This is a genomic window from Exiguobacterium sp. s43, assembly GCF_018617255.1.
Lineage (GTDB): Bacteria > Bacillota > Bacilli > Exiguobacteriales > Exiguobacteriaceae > Exiguobacterium > Exiguobacterium profundum.
The window spans coordinates 107,856-126,356 of sequence record NZ_JACSJT010000001.1 but is presented as its reverse complement, the minus strand read 5'-3'; the positions used below and the strand labels follow the sequence as shown (position 1 = coordinate 126,356).

Genomic DNA, 18,501 nt, shown 5'->3' with positions numbered 1-18,501 from the left:
GCCTGAAGCGCTGATTTTCTTATGCATGGATTTGCTTTGCCGATCGAATGAGCGTCTCGACATCCTCTGTCCGTCCTTCATGAAGCGCTTCGACGATAAAGCTCCCGACGACGACACCGTCACACGCATTCCCAAGTGACTGTACTTGTTCCGGACGATGGACTCCGAATCCTGCTAAGACGGGAACCCGTGACTGCTCAGTCAATCGAGTTAAGTAGGCGAGAAGCTCGTCTGGGAATACATCCGCTTTCCCGGTCGTTCCTTTGAGCGTGACCGCATACACGAATCCTTCTGCTTTTTCTAAGATGGATGCCGTTCGTGCCTCACTACTCGTCAGCGTGACGAGCGGGATGACGGCGACGTCATGCCGATTGACATCTGCGAACAACTGGAGGCTCTCCTCAAACGGAAGGTCAGGAATAATGACCCCGCTCACACCACATTCGTTCGCCCGGTCAAAGAACGGTTGGACCCCGAACCGAAACACGGGATTCAAGTATGTCATCAAGACAATCGGAACGTTAAATTGATCTTTTCCTTCTATTAAATGGTTCAATACCATTTCAAGCGTCACACCAGCTTCAAGCGCGCGCATTCCTGCCGCTTCAATAATTGGTCCATCCGCCACCGGATCGGAGAATGGGATACCGAGTTCAATCGCCGTCGCCCCCATCCGTTCTAGTTCCACAATGGTCGGAATCAGTCGCTCCATCCCGCCGTCACCGGCCATGATATACGGAACGAACGCCGCTCCTTCTCGCTGTCGAATCGCTGTCTCTAGTTTCATCGTGTCGCCACCTTCTCTCGGATTGTATGGACGTCTTTGTCTCCGCGCCCTGATAAACAAATCACCAGTGTATCGTCTTCTCCCATCGTCTTCGCGAGCGTCTCTGCATAAGCGAGGGCGTGTGAAGACTCCAATGCAGGAATGATTCCTTCTTGTCGGCTGAGTGCGAGACACGCGTCGAGTGCCTCGTCATCCGTGACGGCCGCATAGCGCACCCGCTCAATATCTTTCAAGAAACTGTGCTCCGGTCCTACCCCTGGGTAATCGAGTCCGGCTGAAATGGAGTGCGCTTCCTCGATTTGACCCGCTGCGTCTTGCAAGACATACATGAGCGACCCGTGTAAGACACCGACTTCCCCTTTTGTGAGGGTCGCTGCGTGTTTATCCGTATCGATGCCACTTCCAGCCGCCTCGACACCGTAGAGCGCGACCGACTCATCGTTCAAGAACGGATAGAACATGCCCATGGCGTTGCTCCCTCCGCCGACACAAGCGACGACGGCGTCCGGGAGGCGTCCCGTCTGTTCAAGGATTTGCCGACGTGTCTCTGTCCCGATCACGCTTTGGAAATCACGTACCATCTGCGGGAATGGATGCGGTCCGAGAACGGAACCCATCACATAGTGCGTATCGTCGACATGTTTGACCCAGTAACGGAGCGCTTCATTGACGGCATCCTTCAACGTACGACTGCCTGATTTGACAGGAACGACTTTCGCCCCGAGTAATTCCATCCGAAACACGTTCAATGCTTGGCGTTCAACATCGACCTCACCCATGAAGATGGTACATTCTAAATCGAGTAATGCACATACTGTCGCAGTCGCAACACCGTGCTGACCCGCTCCCGTCTCGGCAACGACTTTTTGTTTGCCCATCTGTTTCGCAAGGAGCGCCTGCCCAATCGTGTTGTTGATCTTATGGGCACCGGTATGGTTTAAGTCTTCACGTTTCAAATAGACGTTCGTCCCGAGACGGCGACTCAGGTTCGACGCATAATAAAGTGGCGTCTCACGTCCCACGTATTCACGTAATAAAGAAGAGAAGCGTTCTTGAAACTCAGGATCTTGCTTCGCCTCCTCGTAAGCGACCTCTAATTCTTCGACCGCTTGCATGAGCGTCTCCGGAATATACTTTCCACCATATTGTCCAAACTTCCCGTTCACTGGTTGTGCATACATCATAGTTCCTCCTTGGCGCGTTGAATGAACGCACGAATTTTTTCGATATCTTTCACACCGTCCGTCTCGACACCGCTCGAGACATCGACGCCGTCTGGTTGGATGAGTTGAATTGCTTGTCCGACATTGTCAGGGGATAGCCCGCCCGCTAGCCAAAACGGACGTTGCGGCCGGTCCATTGTGCCCCAATCTAAAATCTGTCCACTCCCTGGGGTCGGATGGTCGATCAAACGCACATCTGCCGTCTCCTCGGTCGACGCATCGATGATGGGCAATCCGAAGGTACGGAGTTGTTCGATTGACTGCGTCCGATGGTGAATTTGTAAATCCGTCAGCCCTACGTCCAGCGTTTCCTCGACCTCTTCCATTGAAGGACTTAAAAACACACCAACGATCCGAACCGATTGTGGGATATGTGCAGCTAATCTCTTCGCAGTCGTCACGTCGATTTGTCGAGAACTCGGGGCGAAGACGAACCCGATTGCATCCGCTCCCGCCTCGACCGCCGCCTCAACAGCTTCCTTTGTTTTTAGTCCACAGATTTTAACGAACATGTTTTCAACTCCTCGAGTAACCGGGTCGGGTCCTCTTCACGCATGAGTGCTTCCCCGACGAGAATGGCGCTTGCCCCAGCTTCTTGTAAACGTGCAGCCGCCTCGACCGAACTGACCCCGCTCTCGCTGACGAATGTGACCTCAGGATAGCGTTTCATCAAATCAATCGATGTTTCGAGGGATACCTCGAACGTTTTTAAGTCTCTGTTATTGATGCCGATCAACACGTCATCAAGTTCGAGGGCGATGCGTAACTCCGCATCATCATGTACTTCGACTAAGACGTCGAGACCGATGGAGCGAGCGTATCGCGTCAACTCCTGAAGACGTGTCGGATGGAGTGCCGCCACGATCAAAAGTGCCACACTCGCCCCGTAATGCTTCGCATAGTCGAGTTGTCGTTCATCGATGATGAAATCTTTACAGAGCACCGGGATGGTGACGACATCGGCAACTTGTCGCAAGTCGTCAAAAGAACCGTTAAAGTACGTCGTGTCTGTCAAAACGGAGATCATCGTCGCACCAGCTTTTTCATATTGACGTGCCCGTTTAGCGACGTCGACCGTCTCCCGAATCATTCCTTTCGAGGGGGACGACCGTTTGATCTCTGAAATGATATGGAATCCCTCGCTCATCACATGTAAGAGAGAGATTGGCTTCGTCACGGGGACATCGATGGGCTGCATGCCGCTAACCTCTTCTATTTTCGTTCCGATGATTTTCGTTAAATAACTCATGCTTCGACCTCCGTACGTTGTAAGTTTTGTAATACGCGTAAGGCGTGCCCTTCATCGATACTACGTTTTGCTTCTTTCACTCCTGCACGAAGCGTTGCGGTCGTACCATACGTGCAAAGGGCAAGTGCCGCGTTTAATAAGACGACGTCGCGCGCCGGTCCCGACTCTCCATTCAATACGGCAAGAAGTGTCGCAGCGTTCTCTTCTGGTGTGCCTCCACGTAGCGCTTCAAGCGGTGCCCGCATCAAGCCGACATCTCGTGGGTCGACCGCATAACGCGCCGTCTGTTCCCCATCAAAGAAGTACACGTCGTTCACACCGGCGAGACTCGCTTCATCGAGTCCACCTGCTCCATGGACGACCATACCGCGCTCCACCCCGAGATGACGCATCGCGGTCGCCATCTTCTCGAGTAACGATGGATGATAGACACCGACAAGTTGTCGTTTCGGACGAAGCGGGTTCGTTAACGGTCCGATTTGGTTGAAGATGGTCGCCGTCGCGAGCCGTTTCCGGACCGGCATGACATGCTTCATGATCGGGTGGACATGCTGGGCGAATAGAAAACTGAGATTCGTCCGTTTCAAGTCAGCATGTACTTCTTCTGCCGTCTTCACAATCGGAACGTTCAATGCCTCTAAGACGTCCGCGCTTCCTGATCGACTCGAGACGCTTCGATTCCCGTGCTTGGCGACCGGAATCCCAAGACCAGCCAGGACAAAGGCGACGGTCGAACTGATATTAAACGTATGCGCCCCGTCGCCGCCGGTACCACAAACATCTAGTACGGGTAAATCACTTTGGGGGAACTGTGCCGCTTCACGAATGTATGCTGCGAGTCCTGCCATCTCTTCTGCTGTCTCACCGCGCTCTTTCATCGCCAGCAGCACTCGTTCGATTTGCGCTTCATCCGCTTGGAACATCTCGCTCGCTGCCACTTTCATATCTGCTGTTGATAATGCGTTTGTCTCCAATTGTTGAATCATCGTCTGTTCCCCCTCTAAAAATGTGTATAAAAAAACTCCATACGACAGTCGTCGTATGGAGGACGGTTCAATACCGCGGTGCCACCTCTCGTTGATTCCAAAGAATCCACTCTTCGATGCAATCACATCGTATCCCGATAACGGGGGAAACCGTCACGACCTACTCTCTTCAGCCATGCTCTCATGAGCCCATTCACGCGGACGCCTCGGTCAGGATCTCACCATCCCTGACTCTCTGGACGAAACGTCTTCTCGCGCTACTCTTCTCAATCCTCGATTTATATTGTCGAAACGAAAAAGGGGTCACCCGTCTCCTCATAGCCTGTGCTATAAGAAGGACGAGTAACCCCGTGGTGCCACCTTCGTTGGTTCCAAAGAACCCACTTCACGGACAATCATCCGCTTCCCCGTGATAACGGTGGGTAACCCGCTAAAGCCTACTCAAAGTTCGGTTTAGAGCTCAGAAGTCCATTCGCGACGTCCCATATACTGATTCACACCAACCATCAGCTCTCTGTCATACGGGATTCGTCGTTACTTCTCTTCGTCAACGCCTTTATTCGTTTCAGTTAAGTTAATTCGTACTATACAGGGCAGAAGAATCCATGTCAAATAAAAAAATTATAAAAACTTTGTCTCTATATGTGCAGTCAAAAATGAGAAACTTTCACCGTTTTTTCGAATTGACATTGTTTTTTTTCGTCTGCTATAGTCGTCCACAACAACATTTCACTCAGCTAAAGGAGAATCGATTTTGGAAACAAATAAACTAAAACGCGAGCTGTCCACCCGGCAACTCACGATGATTTCCCTCGGAAGCGCCATCGGAACCGGGCTGTTCCTAGGAAGCGGTCTCGCGATTCAAACCGCTGGCCCGAGCGTGCTCGTCAGCTATGCCATCGGGGCGTTCATCGTCCTCTTACTCATGGGTGCTCTCGCCGAAATGACGGTTGCCCATCCAACATCTGGATCATTCGGAACGATTGCCGAGCGATACGTTCATCCACTCGCTGGTTTTCTCGTCCGTTACTCTTACTGGGTCGCAAACGTACTGGCTGTAGGAGTTGAAGTCAGTGCCATCGCCATCTACATGCGCTACTGGTTCCCTGATGTGAACGGGTTCGTCTGGGTCGCCCTCTTCGGTGGATTACTCATTTACGTCAACGCCCGTCACGTTCATACGTTCGGAACGACTGAATACTGGTTATCCTTCATCAAAGTAACTGCCATTATCCTATTCATCGTCCTCGGTGCCGCCACATTGTTCGGCGAACCAGGATCACCGATTGAGTCAATCACGACAGGAAACGAAGGCTTCTTCGCGTTCGGCTTTTACGGAATGTGGGTGACGATTTTCATCTCCCTCTTCAGTTTCCTTGGAACCGAGCTCGTTGCTGTCACAGCCGGTGAAGCGAAAGACCCGGACCAGGCCGTACCACGCGCTTTACGCGCGACCGTGTTCCGCTTGACGTTCTTCTATGTCGTCACGCTCGCGATCATGCTCATGCTGATCCCATGGCAGCAAGCCGGGATCGACCAAAGTCCGTTCGTGCTCGTCATGGAACAGTTTGATGTCCCGTTCGCGGCAGGCATCCTCAACTTTGTGATTTTGATCGCCGCCTTGTCTGCGATGAACGCGCAGCTTTACGCGTCGACACGTATGATGTACTCGCTCGCGGAAGCCGGCGATTCACCGAAAGCGTTCAACAAAATCAGCAAAAATGGGATTCCAATGTTCGCGCTACTCGTTTCAACAGGCGGGATCGTCCTCGCCGCTTTGCTACAAGTATTCATGGAGTCGTCGTATCCATTCTTGATGGGAATCTCGATGTTCGGAGCTATTTTCACTTGGTTCATGGTCTTCGTCTCCCACTTGTTCTTCCGTAAGAAATGGACTGGGCGAAAACTCCCTGTCCGCATGATGGGATATCCATTCCTCCCATTGCTCGGGGCGGTCTTACTGCTCAGCCTGATGATCACGACATGGTTCACGGATTTCAACATCTTGCTGAAATTCGGCGTACCTTGGTTGATCGGATTGACGATCATCTATTACGTGCGTGAACAAATGCGTAAAAAACAAGATCGTCCAAGCGATATTGAACAAGCCAACTAACGAGTATCCCTTCGCAATCGCGGAGGGATTTTTTACGCACAAAAACTCCTTTCGCAATCGAAAGGAGTTTTCTGGTTGATGCATCAGAAGAACTGACGCGGATTGACCGTGCTACCTGCGCTCGTTGCCGAGTATGAGTAGCCGCCTTTATGAATCTCAAAGTGCAAGTGCGGACCTGAAGAGTTCCCTGTGTTTCCAAGTGTCCCGATGTTCGACCCTTGCGTCACACGCTGTCCAGAGCTGACAGATACCGAGTTCATGTGCGCATAGACCGTGGTCCAAACTTGACCGTTGATCACGTGTGCGATCATGACGTGGTTCCCGTATGCGCCACCCCAACCTGCACGAATGACCGTACCTGTCGCAGATGCGCGAATCGGTGTCCCTGTTGGACCTGCGATGTCTACACCGTTATGGAACGTGTAACCAAACGCACCGCTCGCCGGACCCCATCCTTGTGAGTAGCGTCCTGAAGCCGGTTGAATGAACATCGAACTAGACGGAGCTGGCGTCGATGTCGTCGGCGCCGGTTTTGGCTCTGGTTTCGGAGCTGGCGTTGATGCCGGTGCCGGTTTTGGAGCTGGCGTTGATGCCGCCGTGTTGTTTGAAGACGACGAAGACGGGGTATTCGATTTATTGTCTTGCTTTTGTTGAGCAGCTTGACGAGCTGCTTCCGCTTCTCGTTCTGCCTCTGCCTGACGGGCAGCCTCAGCTTGACGTGCAGCTTCTGCTTGGCGGGCTTCTTCCGCCTTACGTGCCGCCTCTTGACGAGCTGCTTCTTCCGCACGACGACGGGCTTCCTCTTCTTCCCGACGCTGCGCTTCGATTTCAGCCGCGATTGCCTGTTCTTGAGCGACTAATGTTGCTTCAATCTCTTGAAGGTCAAAGATTTGCGATTCGAACTTGATGTTCTTCTCTTCAAGCTCTTTGATGCGTTTTTCACGTTGCTTCATTTTCTTCTCAAGCTCGGCTTGACGCACTTCGAGTGCTTTTTGTTGTTCAAGAAGTGAAGCACGCTCTGCTTTCAAGTCAGCCTGCGCTTCTTTCAACGAACGCTGTGTCGCTTCATAGTCATCAAACAACTCTTGGTCACTACGCTGAATCGTTCCAGCTGTGATCATACGTGTCACGAGATCAGAGAGATTTTTTGAACCGAAGATGAACTCAGCCCAGTTGATTGAACCGCCACCGTTCTTTTGCATCGTGGCCATACGCTCTTTCATCATCGCTTCTTGCGCCTTCATTTTTTCTTGGTAATCTTTAATATCGGCTTCAAGATCCTCGATCTTCATCTCGGTGCGCTTGATTTCTTGGCGTTTCATGGCGACATCATTGATGATGTCTTGCAATTGTGCGTCCATTTTGTTGACCTCAGCCTGAACTTTTGAAATCTCTTCCTTGTTTCCTTCAATTTTTGAAGATGTTTCTGACTGGTCTTTTTTCACACTGTCGCGCTTTTCTTTTACTTTTTGTTGTTGTTCTTGCTTCTCTTTAATCGAAGTCGATGCATCCGCAACTGTATGTGTGCTGATGAGCATCACACCGAGCGTCAACGTCGAGACTGTGCGTTTCCAATTCATGAATGGGGTACATCCTTTCTTAAATGACAAACGTGAGTACCTACTACACTACATATTTAAAGCCGTTTCAGTATGTAACAAAAACGATCATTTGGTTGAGTTTCAACACGACTAATTATATCTAACTGATAGATATTTTCCTGTTAAAGTTATATTTCAATTTTATTACGCAAGAACAAAGGTTCGGACAATGAATGCATAGAACTTATTATTTACCAATACCTTTTCAGACTGTTCGATTTGACATCTTTCTGTAATGTTTTATGTAAATAGAGAACGTTTTACCTTATTTTAAAATAATAAGCGAATAGGGCTGTATATCCCTTTTCCAATTAATAGGATGACTCATCAAAAAAATCCATGCCGTCGCTGCATGTGAACATGAGCAAAGGCATGGATATCGAATAAATCGATTCTCAAGTTATAGTTTCATCGCACCGACGATGACAAAGATCCAGGCAGCGATGAATAACACGCCGCCAATCGGTGTCACGGCTCCGAGTTTTGTAATTCCCGTCAATGCCATGACGTACAAGCTTCCTGAGAAGAAGACGATTCCCGCAAACATGAGCCATCCAGCCACGTTGAACTGGCTGATGCTCACGCGCATGAGGAGCGCTGCAATCCCAATGATTCCAAGCGCGTGCACCATATGGTAGAGCACACCTGTCTGCCAGTTTGCCAACATGTTTGGCGCCAATCTCTCTTTTAGCGCATGGGCGCCGAATGCACCAAGTGCCACACCGAGTGCCATCAATCCGGCACCGATCATTAATAATATCTTCATTTCCGTTCCCCCTTATCTGACTTTTCGTGCTGGTAAATTCCACTTCCGATAGTAGGATATCACTCGAAGTGTCGCGACGACAATTAAAAGCGCGTACACAGCAAGACCGCCTTCGAGCTTGAAGTAATACGTAATGACCGCAATGAGAATCGCCCAAATCGCATACACCTCAGATTGTAAGACGAGAGGCTTACGTCCTGCCAATAAGTCCCGGACCACACCTCCGCCAACGCCAGTCAAGACAGCCGCCGCAATCGCAGCAGATAAAGGTAAATCAAGCTTGATTGCGACCTGCGCCCCTTGAAAGGCAAAAGCGACGAGACCAATGGCGTCGACAATGACACCCCAGCGTTCCCAATGTGGCAATACGACACTCGGGAGCAGGAAGATGAGGAGTGCGACCAGAAAACATAAAATAAATAAATCATTCTGTTGCCAAATTAAACTGACGGGGTTTCCTAACAGGACGTTTCGGATCGCGCCGCCTCCGAAGGCGGTGATAAACGCCAGTAACCAAACTCCAAAAATATCGTATTTTTCATCCATCGCAATGATGGCTCCGCTCGCCGCGAACGCAATCGTTCCGACGACGTTGAGCAATTCCCACTCCATGAACATCCCTTGCCCTTTCTTCAACGCATTGTATGGTAAAGTATAGTTACAAAAATTCAGGTCAGTCGTGCGACTGTCGTAAAGGATGTCGGTATTACAATGAAACGTATCGCTTTGTTCCGCATATGGATTATCGTCACCATGTTCGCCCGATTCATCATTCGGCTGTACGCCTTTTCACGCAAACAACAACAAGGTGTCGCCACGACAGAAGAATATGAAGCACTGATGCTCAAGCTCGCGCGTGAGTATAAGCGTAACGCGCTACGACTCGAGGGCTTGTTAATCAAACTCGGACAATTCTTATCAATTCGTGCAGACTTGCTACCACCCGCCGTCTTGAACGAGCTGTCAGAGCTCGTCGACCGTGTCCCGACGTCTGGTTGGGAGAAGTCGCGCGCGATTCTAGAGGCAGAATGGGGCGTCCCATATACCCAAGTCGTCAAAGACGTCGGCATCGACGCCGTCGCCTCGGCTTCCATCGGAGAAGTATATGGTGCCACGCTTCTTGAAAACGGCAAACGGGTCGCCATCAAAATCCAGCGTCCGAATATCGAAAAAATCATCCGAACCGACTTCCGTGCGATGCGGATTGTCACATCGATGTTAAAGCGGACATCCCTCGCTAAATCAACCGACTTAGATAGCTTATATCGCCAAATGATTTTTGTCATCGGGGATGAACTAAATTTCCAAACTGAATTAAAAAACGCCCTGTATTTTAAAGCCAAATACGCCGATAACCGAGACGTTTACATCCCGGACTATCACGAACATCTCTGTACGAACCGCGTCTTGACGATGGACTGGGTCGACGCACGCCGAATCACCGACCTCGCCTTTTTAAAAGAAAATGGAATCGACCGTTCCGCCCTAGCTGAACGACTCTTCACACTCGCTGCCGAACAGCTATTGTTTGGTGGGCAGTTCCATGCCGATCCACACCCCGGAAACGTCCAAATTCGAGCCGATGGCACCATCATCTTACTCGATTTCGGTATGGTCGGACAGACAACGGCGCAAGACATGGCCACGATTCGGAATATCTTACAGGCGTTCATCTCGCTCGACTATGATAGCATCGTCGATGGATTAGAAGACTTGCGCTTCCTCTTACCGACGGCAAACAAACAAAACATTCGCCAAGCACTAGAGAAAGCGGTCACTTTCTACCTAGAAACGGACATCGATACCGTCGATACGAAATTGATTGAGAAGGTGTTACAGGACATTCAATTGCTCGTCAAAAACGAACCGATTCAGCTCCCGGCAGAATTTGCCTTCTTCGGTCGGGCCGCCTCGACCTTGCTCGGGATTCTGCAAATCCTCGATCCGAAAATCGATCTGTTCACACTCGGTAAACCGATTGTCATCGAATGGCTCGAGGAAGACGGGACAACGCTTCAAAATCGTTACGTGAAGACCGGAATCAACTACGCGAAGAAACTGTTAAACGTTCCTCCACTTCTGGATAATTACTTAAAAGAACCGACACGAAAACGTCTGTCGGAGCAAGCGATGTTCCAACGAAACCTTGAATCCAAGGAACTCTTGCACCGTCAGACGTTCAATGCCATCGTCATCTTGCTCGGTTTGCTCGTCGGCCTACTCGGCTATATTCGACCGGATGAATGGCTCTTCTGGTCAGGTGGCGTCGTCTCCGTTTTAGCTTATTTCAATTGGAGACGCCTCGGACGAAAGATTCGTCATTTGGCACGCCAAGACTTTCGAGTATAAGCGAACCGTCACTCTCAGCAGTGGCGGTTTTTTGTTGAATCCATTGTGCGATATAAGCACCGACGTCACGCATCATGCGAGGTGTCGTCCAACCCATGGTCGATACTTGAATGACGTTCGCCTGCTTTAAGTAGTCACTCTCATACTGGACGAGATAGCCTTGATAGGACAGTTGGCGCCCGAGCTCGACCGAGGATAGCTCGCACGGAACTGGAATCGTGATGATGCCAGGTGATTGGGCGGGACACACATCGACCGATAAACCGTTCTCTTGTAAGGCATTAAGCAACGTATTCATCTTTACAGAATGTGAAACGACTTCATCTTCTGTCAACTCATCCAGCGCGATCGCCATCGCTGAGAGAAGCGGTTCCGATTGTGTGAAGGCAATCGGTTGATAGAGGGATAGATCCAAATAGCGCGCTGTATGTGGTGTCGCGATCGCTGGATGCTTCATTGCCACGAACGCGAGACCCGGGGCGTTCCGTAACGCCTTTCCTGAAGAGAAGGTCACGTAGTCCGCAAACGAATAGTCATAGACGAACGTTCCGACGGCACTGATCGCATCAATGGCGACAACGCCTTGCCATGTATGAAGCGGGGCAAGGTTGATTAAAATCCCTAACGATGTCTCGCAATGAACCGTCCATACCCAGTCTGGTGCAATGCGCTCAAGTTGCGAAATATCCCATTGTCCCTCTTGGTCCACTGCGACCACGTCAAAAGACAGACCGACACGCCGGGCATGGTCAATCAAGCGTTCTCCAAATTCACCCGCATTGAAAATGAGGCCGTGTCCGTCCAATCGAGCCGCGACCGCATCGTTAGCGACGGTCCCGCTTCCAAGGAGCGTATAGACATGAGGGAGTCCGATTCGTTCCGCCAGTTTTCGTTGTACCGCTTCAAGCACTCGTCCCGTTTCGTTTGAACGATGTGGGCGCGGCTGCATCGAGAGTCGTTCTCTCACACGGTCCGAACATTCAACGGGTCCTGCTAGCAAACTTTTTGGACGTAGGATCGATGCTGATTTGGATTCATAAAAAGCCGAACGCGTCAACATCATCGGAACATATCTCGCTTCGTCAGGACCAATCGGATCCGCGAACGGCACAAACCCGAATCGATGATAGAGCACTTGTTCACGTGTCGTTCCACTGATGACAATACCATCGACATCACGCTCTGTCGCATCGTCGATGACCGCGCGCATCAATCCAGCGAACGTCCGATTGCGTCGATAGGGTTTAGTCACAGCGAGGAGGCGAATCTCAAGCCAATTCCCATCAGGAATGCGTACTCCTTTTTGTTCCAACGAAAACGGCCGTTTGCCACGTAACGCACACATGGCGACCATTTCCCCATCCACTTCTCCAATCCAATATGTATTTTCTTCGTGAAATCGGTCGACAAGTCGCCTTTCCGGATTTGGTGGATGTTGTGGAATCTCTTCAACGAATGTTTCGTAATTTAACCGATGTATCGCTTCAAAATCTGATATTTCGGCTTTTCGATACACAATCATGTTCTTTCCTCCTTCACATGATGATACGTAATCACGATAGCGATGAGTATGGCCCAGATGACATCTTCGAGACTTCCGAAAGCTGCCAACGGTAATAACGTAAGCATGACTAATCCCGTCTCGCGAGAGTTCCCCGTTAATTTGATTAAGAGTAACAAGATAACAAGACCCCCAATAAACCACCACGGCTCATATGCCCATATGATTCCAGAAAAGACGGCATATCCCTTCCCTCCCGCACGGATTCGCCAAAATGGATAAATATGCCCGAGCGTGAGCGCGAACGCCGTCTGCCAAAAATATGGTCCGCTCATCTGTAGGACGAGAATCGTCTTGAGCACGTCGAATCCATAGACGATTAGAAACGCCTTTACTCCACCGATGCGATGCGCATTGCGTGCACCGGTATTCTTCGAACCAGTTGTCGCTAAATCATGTCCACTTAGCACCCCATACAGTCTGCCCCCGAGCAGACTTCCGACTAAATAGCCAATGACGATGATCCACATAGTATCCCCTCTTTTTTTTGTAAATTTGTGTGCGTTTCAGAAAAACGGGTATCCTCTAATTAACTGTGCACTTTTTGGAAAGGGGAAATCAAGATGCGAGAAGAGAAAAACTTCATTAACGGGGAATGGACAGAAACGGGACAAACGATCGAGGTACGAAATCCAGCCACAGGCAATGTGATGGCCGTCGTGACAAAAAGTGATACACAAGAAGCGACACAAGCCGTCGACGCTGCGCATGAGGCGTTAGAAGAATGGCAACAAAAAACAGCAGAAGAACGAGGGGAGCTACTTACTGAATGGCATCGTTTGATTGCAGAACATACGGAAGAGCTTGCCCGAACGATGGTCGAGGAACAAGGAAAACCGCTCAAAGAAGCGATCGGCGAAATCAACTATGCAAATGGATTCATCGACTGGTATGCGGCAGAAGGGCGTCGTGTATACGGTGAGACGATTCCTGCTTCATCGAACCAAAAACGAATCTTTGCCATCAAACAACCGGTCGGCGTCATCGCAGCCATCACACCTTGGAACTTCCCGGCTGCCATGATCACACGGAAAGTTGCTCCAGCGCTCGCTGCGGGCTGTACGGTCGTCATGAAACCAGCATCGGCGACCCCGTTGACCGCCATCGAATTGGTGAAATTAGCGGAGAAGGCCGGATTCCCAAAAGGGGTCATCAACCTTGTCACAGGACAAGCGTCAGATATCGTCAAAGCGTGGCAACAAGATAAACGGGTCCGAAAGTTGACGTTCACAGGATCCACGGAAGTCGGGAAAATGCTCATGCGTGATGCTGCGGACACGATGAAAAAGATTTCGCTTGAACTGGGTGGGCACGCCCCGCTCATCGTCACAGCTAAAGCGGATTTAGATAAGGCTGTTCCGCAAGCGGTCGCCACGAAATTCCGAAACGGTGGACAGACGTGTGTCTGTGCGAACCGAATTTATGTCGAACGCGCCGTCGTCGATGAATTCTCGGAGCGTTTCATTAAAGAGGTCGAAGCGTTGAAAGTCGGGAACGGACTAGAGGAAGGTGTCGACATCGGTCCGCTCATCGATGACGATGCGCTCAGCAAAGTCGAAAAGCATATCGAGGACGCGCAGATTCGTGGCGGTGAAGTGTACGGTGGCGAGGTGCTAGACGGCTTATTCATCCGTCCTGCTGTCATCCGTTATGCGAATGAAGACATGCTCTGCATGAACGAAGAAACGTTCGGACCCGTCGCACCGATTGCAACGTTCGATTCGCTCGATGAAGTCATCAAACGGGCGAACAACACGCCGTTCGGCTTAGCCGCTTACTTGTTCACGCAAGACATCAATGAAGCGGTCTATTTAGCTGAATCGTTAGAGTATGGGATTGTCGGTGTGAATGACGGACTTCCGTCAACGCCGCAAGCGCCTTTCGGTGGTTGGAAAGAGAGCGGACTCGGTCGTGAAGGCGGTCATCACGGTATTGAGGAATTTTTAGAAGTAAAATACATCTCTCTCGGATTGTGAGTATAGGTATACAAAAAGGCTTGTCGACATTGATATGCGACAAGCCTTTTCTTATCGGTTGACCCACTCGACTAAATCGTGTGGAGATTGAATCACGTGATCTGCAAGTGCCCACTCTTCTTCATTACCGAACCCGAATCCTGTCAAGACGACGGGGAAGTCATGAGCGCGAGCCGCCTCGACATCCGATTTACGATCACCGACCATAATATAGTCCGCCTCTCCGTGCCGGACACGGTGCGCTGTCAGAATGTCTGCCTTCTTCTCGCCCCCAACAGATTCTAAACATTCGGGTGCCGTCATATATGGACGAATCTGTTGCGTATCTAAAATCAAATTCATATAATGAACACCGCAGTTACTCGCTGTCGTCAGCGTATGACCTTGCTCGTGAAGTGTCTCCAACATCTCACGAATTCCGTCAAATAAGACATTTTGTCCTTCCATCGTTTGCTCAAGCGTCGTATGACGGAGTCTGCGAATGAGACGAATCTCCTCAAGCGTCGCTTCTGGGATGACATGCTCCCAAAACGCGTTACCTGCCAAGCCGTATCCTGAACGGACCGCCTCTTCACTCGGTTTCGGAAGATGAGGAAGCTCCTCGAGTGCCTCATGAATCGCCTTCGTCATCGGTCCGGTCGTATCTACTAACGTGCCATCGATATCAAATAAAATTACTGCCATTGGATTGATCTCCTCTCTTTCACTCTCTCCCTACCGTAGCAGAATCCCCGAAAATGCAAAAGAGAAAACGTGGTGACAAAAAACGACTGAACCGATTCGTCCAGTCGCATCTATTATCCACGCCAGAAGTTCATTCCACCCTTTACAGAATAAACGTCGGTATATCCGGCACTCTTCAGCATCGCTGCCGCGCGTTGGCTACGCATCCCGCTCTGACAGATAACATAGACTGGACGCTCTTTTTCTTTCGGATATTTCGCTTGAGCATTACCGAATTCGGATAAAGGTACATTTTTCGCTTGCTTGATATGTCCCCCGCGGTATTCATGCGGCTCACGTACGTCCAACAATTGAATGTTCCGTTCTTCTGCGATTCTTCGTTTTAAATCATCCGTCGAGACTGTTTTTATATTGTTTCGACGACTCCACCAGAAATACACAAGTCCAATGACGACTGCCACAAAAAGAAAGTCCAACATATTCACGCCTCCATTTGCATTTCGTTTCTTGTACCCATTATACCCCCTATGGTATTTAAGTCAATGAAAATGAATCCACAAAAAAACCACATGTGCATCACATGTGGTTCAAAAATCGAGCAATGAATCGGATTTAGGTTGTTCGTCTTCTTCCATGGGAATCCCGAGAAAAGCGGCCATCTGACGATCAAGCGGAGGTTTCGTTTCACTTGTCACGGTCGGGGACTGTGATGCCCCAACGCTTTTTGCTTCAGACGTCTCCGCTAACAAGAGTTCACAAAAACCCATTAACTTTGCCAAATGACGCTTTTGCGCTTCGCCGGTTGACGACTCAATCTGTGTCATCACCTGACGCATTTGGGCGATGACTTGTTGTTCTGTAATCATAGTCCGTACACATCCTTTACGCTTCCATTGTGCAGGATTTCATCCTCAATTCGCAAGTTCCTTAACGATTCCTTGACTCGACCCAGTTTAAAAAGGCGTCATAATCAAAACGAACTTGATTTGCATAAAAATCAGCCCATCTCGATAACTGTCGAATAAACAGGGACGGAGAGTCACCGATTGCCGCCGCGATTCGTTCGCTTGCCGTATAATCGAGCACATTGGAGGTCGCATCGGCCCGTGCATGAATCTTCGCCGTGATTTGCGCTTGCACCTTCAACGTCTCAATGAGCGACGTCTCATCTTTCATATGTTTCGCTTTCACTTTTCGCTTATACGGAGAACGTTGCCTCACATAATATTCTTTGTCGTCAATCGTCAAATAGCCGAGATACGGGTCACGACTGTGGACCATTGCCCGTTGCGCAGCGACGACACGAGCGCCTTGATGCGACAATCCGTTTTCAAACAGCGGATGTGTCGGAAGAAAGAGAGACGGGACGGCAGATTGTGCTTGTTTCATCTCTAAAATGACATCTTCATCATGCTCTTCATCGGCACCTTCAATCAAAATATAGTAGCGTTCTAATCCGATAGAAGCCGTTCCGCTTTGAAGTTTGATGGCGATATCTTTGATTTCATAGTGATCGGCATGATGTCGGTGTTGATTTGACAAAGAAGACAGATAATCGCCCCATGCCGCTTCAATTTTCTCCCGTACTTCCGAGGAGATGGGAAGCAAGTCGTCACTCGTTGAAAAATAACGTTCCTCGTCTCTTACCTCCGTCCGTTCGGACATGAATTCATCTTTCTTCTTCTCCGCTTTTTTAATAACTTTTTTGACCGCTTTACACGTGTTCTCTTTCGTGAATTGAATATGCTCACTTCGTCCAAGCGCATGTTTTTCAATGGCTTTGGCATAGGACTCAGCAAACGCTTGAATGGCTGCTTTGCCATCGAACCCGGACTCGGCGGCGAATAAATCGACAGAGACCGCCATCCGCAACAAATCAAACAGGTATGAACCGATATACGCCTCATCAAAGTCGTTCACGTCATAGATGATGGTACCGGCCCCGTCTTCGAACACACCGAAATTTTCAAAGTGTAAGTCTCCTTGAATGAACGTCGGATGATCGGGACCTGTGTCAAACGCGATTGGCACTTTCGCAAAGTCGTAGTAGAACAAGTGTGAGCTACCCCGAAAGAACGAGAACGGGCTCGAACTCATCTTCGCATATTTTTCTTGTCTCGCCTCTTCCGAAAGCTGTCGAATCGACTGGTCGTAAAAATCAAGGACGGTCCCGATCGTCTCGCATCGAATTTGTTGTTTGACGGCTGTGAACATACGGCTCTCCCCTTCACTTGTTGAATAAGTGTTTATATTCCCCGTACCCGGCCTCTTCAAGCTCTTCTACAGGAACGAATCGGAGAGCGGCCGAGTTAATGCAATAGCGTAAGCCGCCAAGCTCTTTCGGACCGTCATCAAACACGTGACCAAGGTGACTGTCCCCTTGTTTTGAACGGACTTCTGTCCGTACCATGTGGTGCGTCGTGTCCATGTTCAAATCGACTCGCTTCTCCTCGATTGGGCGTGAGAAGCTCGGCCATCCGCAATTCGACTGAAACTTATCGTGAGATGTGAAGAGTGGTGTCCCGTCGACGATATCGACGTACAACCCCTCCCGCTCTTCATCCCAATATTCATTTTGGAACGGTGGCTCTGTCCCGTTTTCTTGAGTCACTTTATACTGCATCGGTGTCAAGCGTTCACGAAGTGCTTGTTGTTGTTTGCGATCACTCCACGCCTCTTTGATGAACTTCGCGCGCCCTGAACCGACACGGTACATCTCATAACGGAACGGATTTTTTTTATAGTAGTCTTGATGATAGTCTTCCGCTTCCCAGAACGTTTTCGCAGGACGGATATCGACTTCAATCGAGCGATCGAACCGACCCGAATCTTCCACTTCTTGTTTCGAACGCTCTGCTGCAGCCCGTTGCTCTTCTGAATGATAGAAGATGGCTGGACGATAGGATTCACCGCGGTCATTGAACTGCCCTCCGCCATCTGTTGGATCGATTTGACGCCAATAGATGCGTAACAACTCCTCATACGAAATGACTTCTGGATCAAATGTGATTTCAACCGCCTCTAAATGTCCTGTCGTCTCCGAACAGACTTGTTGATACGTCGGGTTGTCGACATGTCCTCCTGTATATCCAGAAATGACACGCTCCACTCCCTCATATTTATGAAACGGTTTGACCATGCACCAGAAACAGCCTCCCGCAAATGTAGCTTTTGCCATGATAAATCCCTCCTTACTTTGTAGT

Annotated in this window: 18 protein-coding genes and 2 other annotated features; of the genes, 3 read left to right on the top strand and 15 right to left on the bottom strand. The window is 49.8% G+C overall.

The features are described from left to right. Positions 1 to 19 precede the first annotated feature (19 nt). Genes trpA through trpD form a run of 5 tightly spaced genes read right to left on the bottom strand, consistent with a single transcriptional unit; the run spans position 20 to position 4,245 of the window. Positions 20 to 787 (bottom strand): tryptophan synthase subunit alpha, encoded by a 768-nt coding sequence (gene trpA / locus KNO79_RS00750; RefSeq protein WP_159563046.1) that lies wholly within the window; start codon positions 785 to 787, stop codon positions 20 to 22. Beyond that, a complete protein-coding gene (gene trpB, locus KNO79_RS00745; RefSeq protein WP_214690388.1) occupies positions 784 to 1,971 on the bottom strand; it encodes a tryptophan synthase subunit beta in 1,188 nt (395 codons plus the stop codon). Before trpB ends, trpA begins: the two co-directional genes overlap by 4 nt. Beyond that, complete coding sequence (locus KNO79_RS00740) at positions 1,968 to 2,522, bottom strand: phosphoribosylanthranilate isomerase (RefSeq protein WP_214690387.1); 555 nt, start codon at positions 2,520 to 2,522, stop codon at positions 1,968 to 1,970. Before KNO79_RS00740 ends, trpB begins: the two co-directional genes overlap by 4 nt. Next, the gene (gene trpC / locus KNO79_RS00735) at positions 2,498 to 3,259 is read right to left on the bottom strand and encodes an indole-3-glycerol phosphate synthase TrpC (protein ID WP_214690386.1); all 762 of its coding nucleotides are present in this window, start codon (positions 3,257 to 3,259) and stop codon (positions 2,498 to 2,500) included. Before trpC ends, KNO79_RS00740 begins: the two co-directional genes overlap by 25 nt. After that, positions 3,256 to 4,245 carry an anthranilate phosphoribosyltransferase gene (gene trpD / locus KNO79_RS00730; RefSeq protein WP_074035535.1) on the bottom strand — a complete coding sequence of 330 codons (990 nt, stop codon included), beginning with the start codon at positions 4,243 to 4,245 and terminating at the stop codon, positions 3,256 to 3,258. The genes trpC and trpD overlap by 4 nt, the downstream gene beginning before the upstream one ends. 55 nt (positions 4,246 to 4,300) lie before the next feature. Beyond that, positions 4,301 to 4,528: a binding site (T-box leader), on the bottom strand. A 48-nt stretch (positions 4,529 to 4,576) separates the two neighbouring features. After that, positions 4,577 to 4,805: a binding site (T-box leader), on the bottom strand. Between the two features lie 242 nt (positions 4,806 to 5,047). Between trpD and KNO79_RS00725 the strand changes: the two genes are divergently transcribed. Beyond that, the gene (locus tag KNO79_RS00725; protein ID WP_251125316.1) at positions 5,048 to 6,361 is read left to right on the top strand and encodes an amino acid permease; all 1,314 of its coding nucleotides are present in this window, start codon (positions 5,048 to 5,050) and stop codon (positions 6,359 to 6,361) included. 83 nt (positions 6,362 to 6,444) lie between these two features. Here the strand turns inward: KNO79_RS00725 and KNO79_RS00720 are convergent, their stop codons facing one another. The 3 genes from KNO79_RS00720 to KNO79_RS00710 form a co-directional block, all read right to left on the bottom strand. Further along, a complete protein-coding gene (locus KNO79_RS00720) occupies positions 6,445 to 7,941 on the bottom strand; it encodes a murein hydrolase activator EnvC family protein (protein WP_159563051.1) in 1,497 nt (498 codons plus the stop codon). A gap of 421 nt (positions 7,942 to 8,362) precedes the next feature. Further along, positions 8,363 to 8,728 carry a DUF423 domain-containing protein gene (locus KNO79_RS00715; RefSeq protein ID WP_074035530.1) on the bottom strand — a complete coding sequence of 122 codons (366 nt, stop codon included), beginning with the start codon at positions 8,726 to 8,728 and terminating at the stop codon, positions 8,363 to 8,365. Between the two features lie 12 nt (positions 8,729 to 8,740). Continuing rightward, positions 8,741 to 9,346, bottom strand: coding sequence for a trimeric intracellular cation channel family protein (locus KNO79_RS00710; protein WP_012727503.1), 606 nt, complete (start codon positions 9,344 to 9,346; stop codon positions 8,741 to 8,743). A 93-nt stretch (positions 9,347 to 9,439) separates the two neighbouring features. On the opposite strand from KNO79_RS00710, the gene KNO79_RS00705 reads away from it, so the two are divergent. Next, entirely contained in the window at positions 9,440 to 11,077 is a 1,638-nt protein-coding gene (locus KNO79_RS00705; RefSeq protein WP_159563052.1) for an ABC1 kinase family protein, read from the top strand. Here the strand turns inward: KNO79_RS00705 and KNO79_RS00700 are convergent. Together KNO79_RS00700 and KNO79_RS00695 are read right to left on the bottom strand one after the other, a co-directional pair. Beyond that, on the bottom strand, positions 11,016 to 12,599 hold the full coding sequence (locus KNO79_RS00700; protein ID WP_214690384.1) for a GNAT family N-acetyltransferase: 1,584 nt from the start codon (positions 12,597 to 12,599) through the stop codon (positions 11,016 to 11,018). The genes KNO79_RS00705 and KNO79_RS00700 overlap by 62 nt on opposite strands. Beyond that, positions 12,596 to 13,108, bottom strand: coding sequence for a glycerol-3-phosphate acyltransferase (locus tag KNO79_RS00695; protein ID WP_159563054.1), 513 nt, complete (start codon positions 13,106 to 13,108; stop codon positions 12,596 to 12,598). The genes KNO79_RS00700 and KNO79_RS00695 overlap by 4 nt, the downstream gene beginning before the upstream one ends. Before the next feature lie 93 nt (positions 13,109 to 13,201). Here KNO79_RS00695 and KNO79_RS00690 point away from each other — a divergent pair, with 93 nt between their 5' ends. Continuing rightward, entirely contained in the window at positions 13,202 to 14,614 is a 1,413-nt protein-coding gene (locus KNO79_RS00690; protein WP_196431350.1) for an NAD-dependent succinate-semialdehyde dehydrogenase, read from the top strand. A 51-nt stretch (positions 14,615 to 14,665) separates the two neighbouring features. Here KNO79_RS00690 and KNO79_RS00685 read toward each other — a convergent pair whose 3' ends face one another. The 5 genes from KNO79_RS00685 to msrA all read right to left on the bottom strand — a co-directional run bounded on the left by KNO79_RS00685 (position 14,666) and on the right by msrA (position 18,476). Continuing rightward, a complete protein-coding gene (locus KNO79_RS00685; RefSeq protein WP_031422042.1) occupies positions 14,666 to 15,298 on the bottom strand; it encodes an HAD family hydrolase in 633 nt (210 codons plus the stop codon). A gap of 113 nt (positions 15,299 to 15,411) precedes the next feature. After that, positions 15,412 to 15,777, bottom strand: a complete 366-nt coding sequence (locus tag KNO79_RS00680) for a rhodanese-like domain-containing protein (protein ID WP_196431351.1) — start codon at positions 15,775 to 15,777, stop codon at positions 15,412 to 15,414. 108 nt (positions 15,778 to 15,885) lie between these two features. Continuing rightward, positions 15,886 to 16,164: a DUF5327 family protein gene (locus tag KNO79_RS00675; RefSeq protein ID WP_078147766.1), complete on the bottom strand. Its 279-nt coding sequence runs from the start codon at positions 16,162 to 16,164 to the stop codon at positions 15,886 to 15,888. 61 nt (positions 16,165 to 16,225) lie between these two features. Then, positions 16,226 to 17,512 (bottom strand): DUF2252 domain-containing protein, encoded by a 1,287-nt coding sequence (locus tag KNO79_RS00670; RefSeq protein WP_074035520.1) that lies wholly within the window; start codon positions 17,510 to 17,512, stop codon positions 16,226 to 16,228. A gap of 13 nt (positions 17,513 to 17,525) precedes the next feature. Then, positions 17,526 to 18,476 carry a peptide-methionine (S)-S-oxide reductase MsrA gene (gene msrA, locus KNO79_RS00665; protein WP_074035519.1) on the bottom strand — a complete coding sequence of 317 codons (951 nt, stop codon included), beginning with the start codon at positions 18,474 to 18,476 and terminating at the stop codon, positions 17,526 to 17,528. Positions 18,477 to 18,501 lie beyond the last annotated feature (25 nt).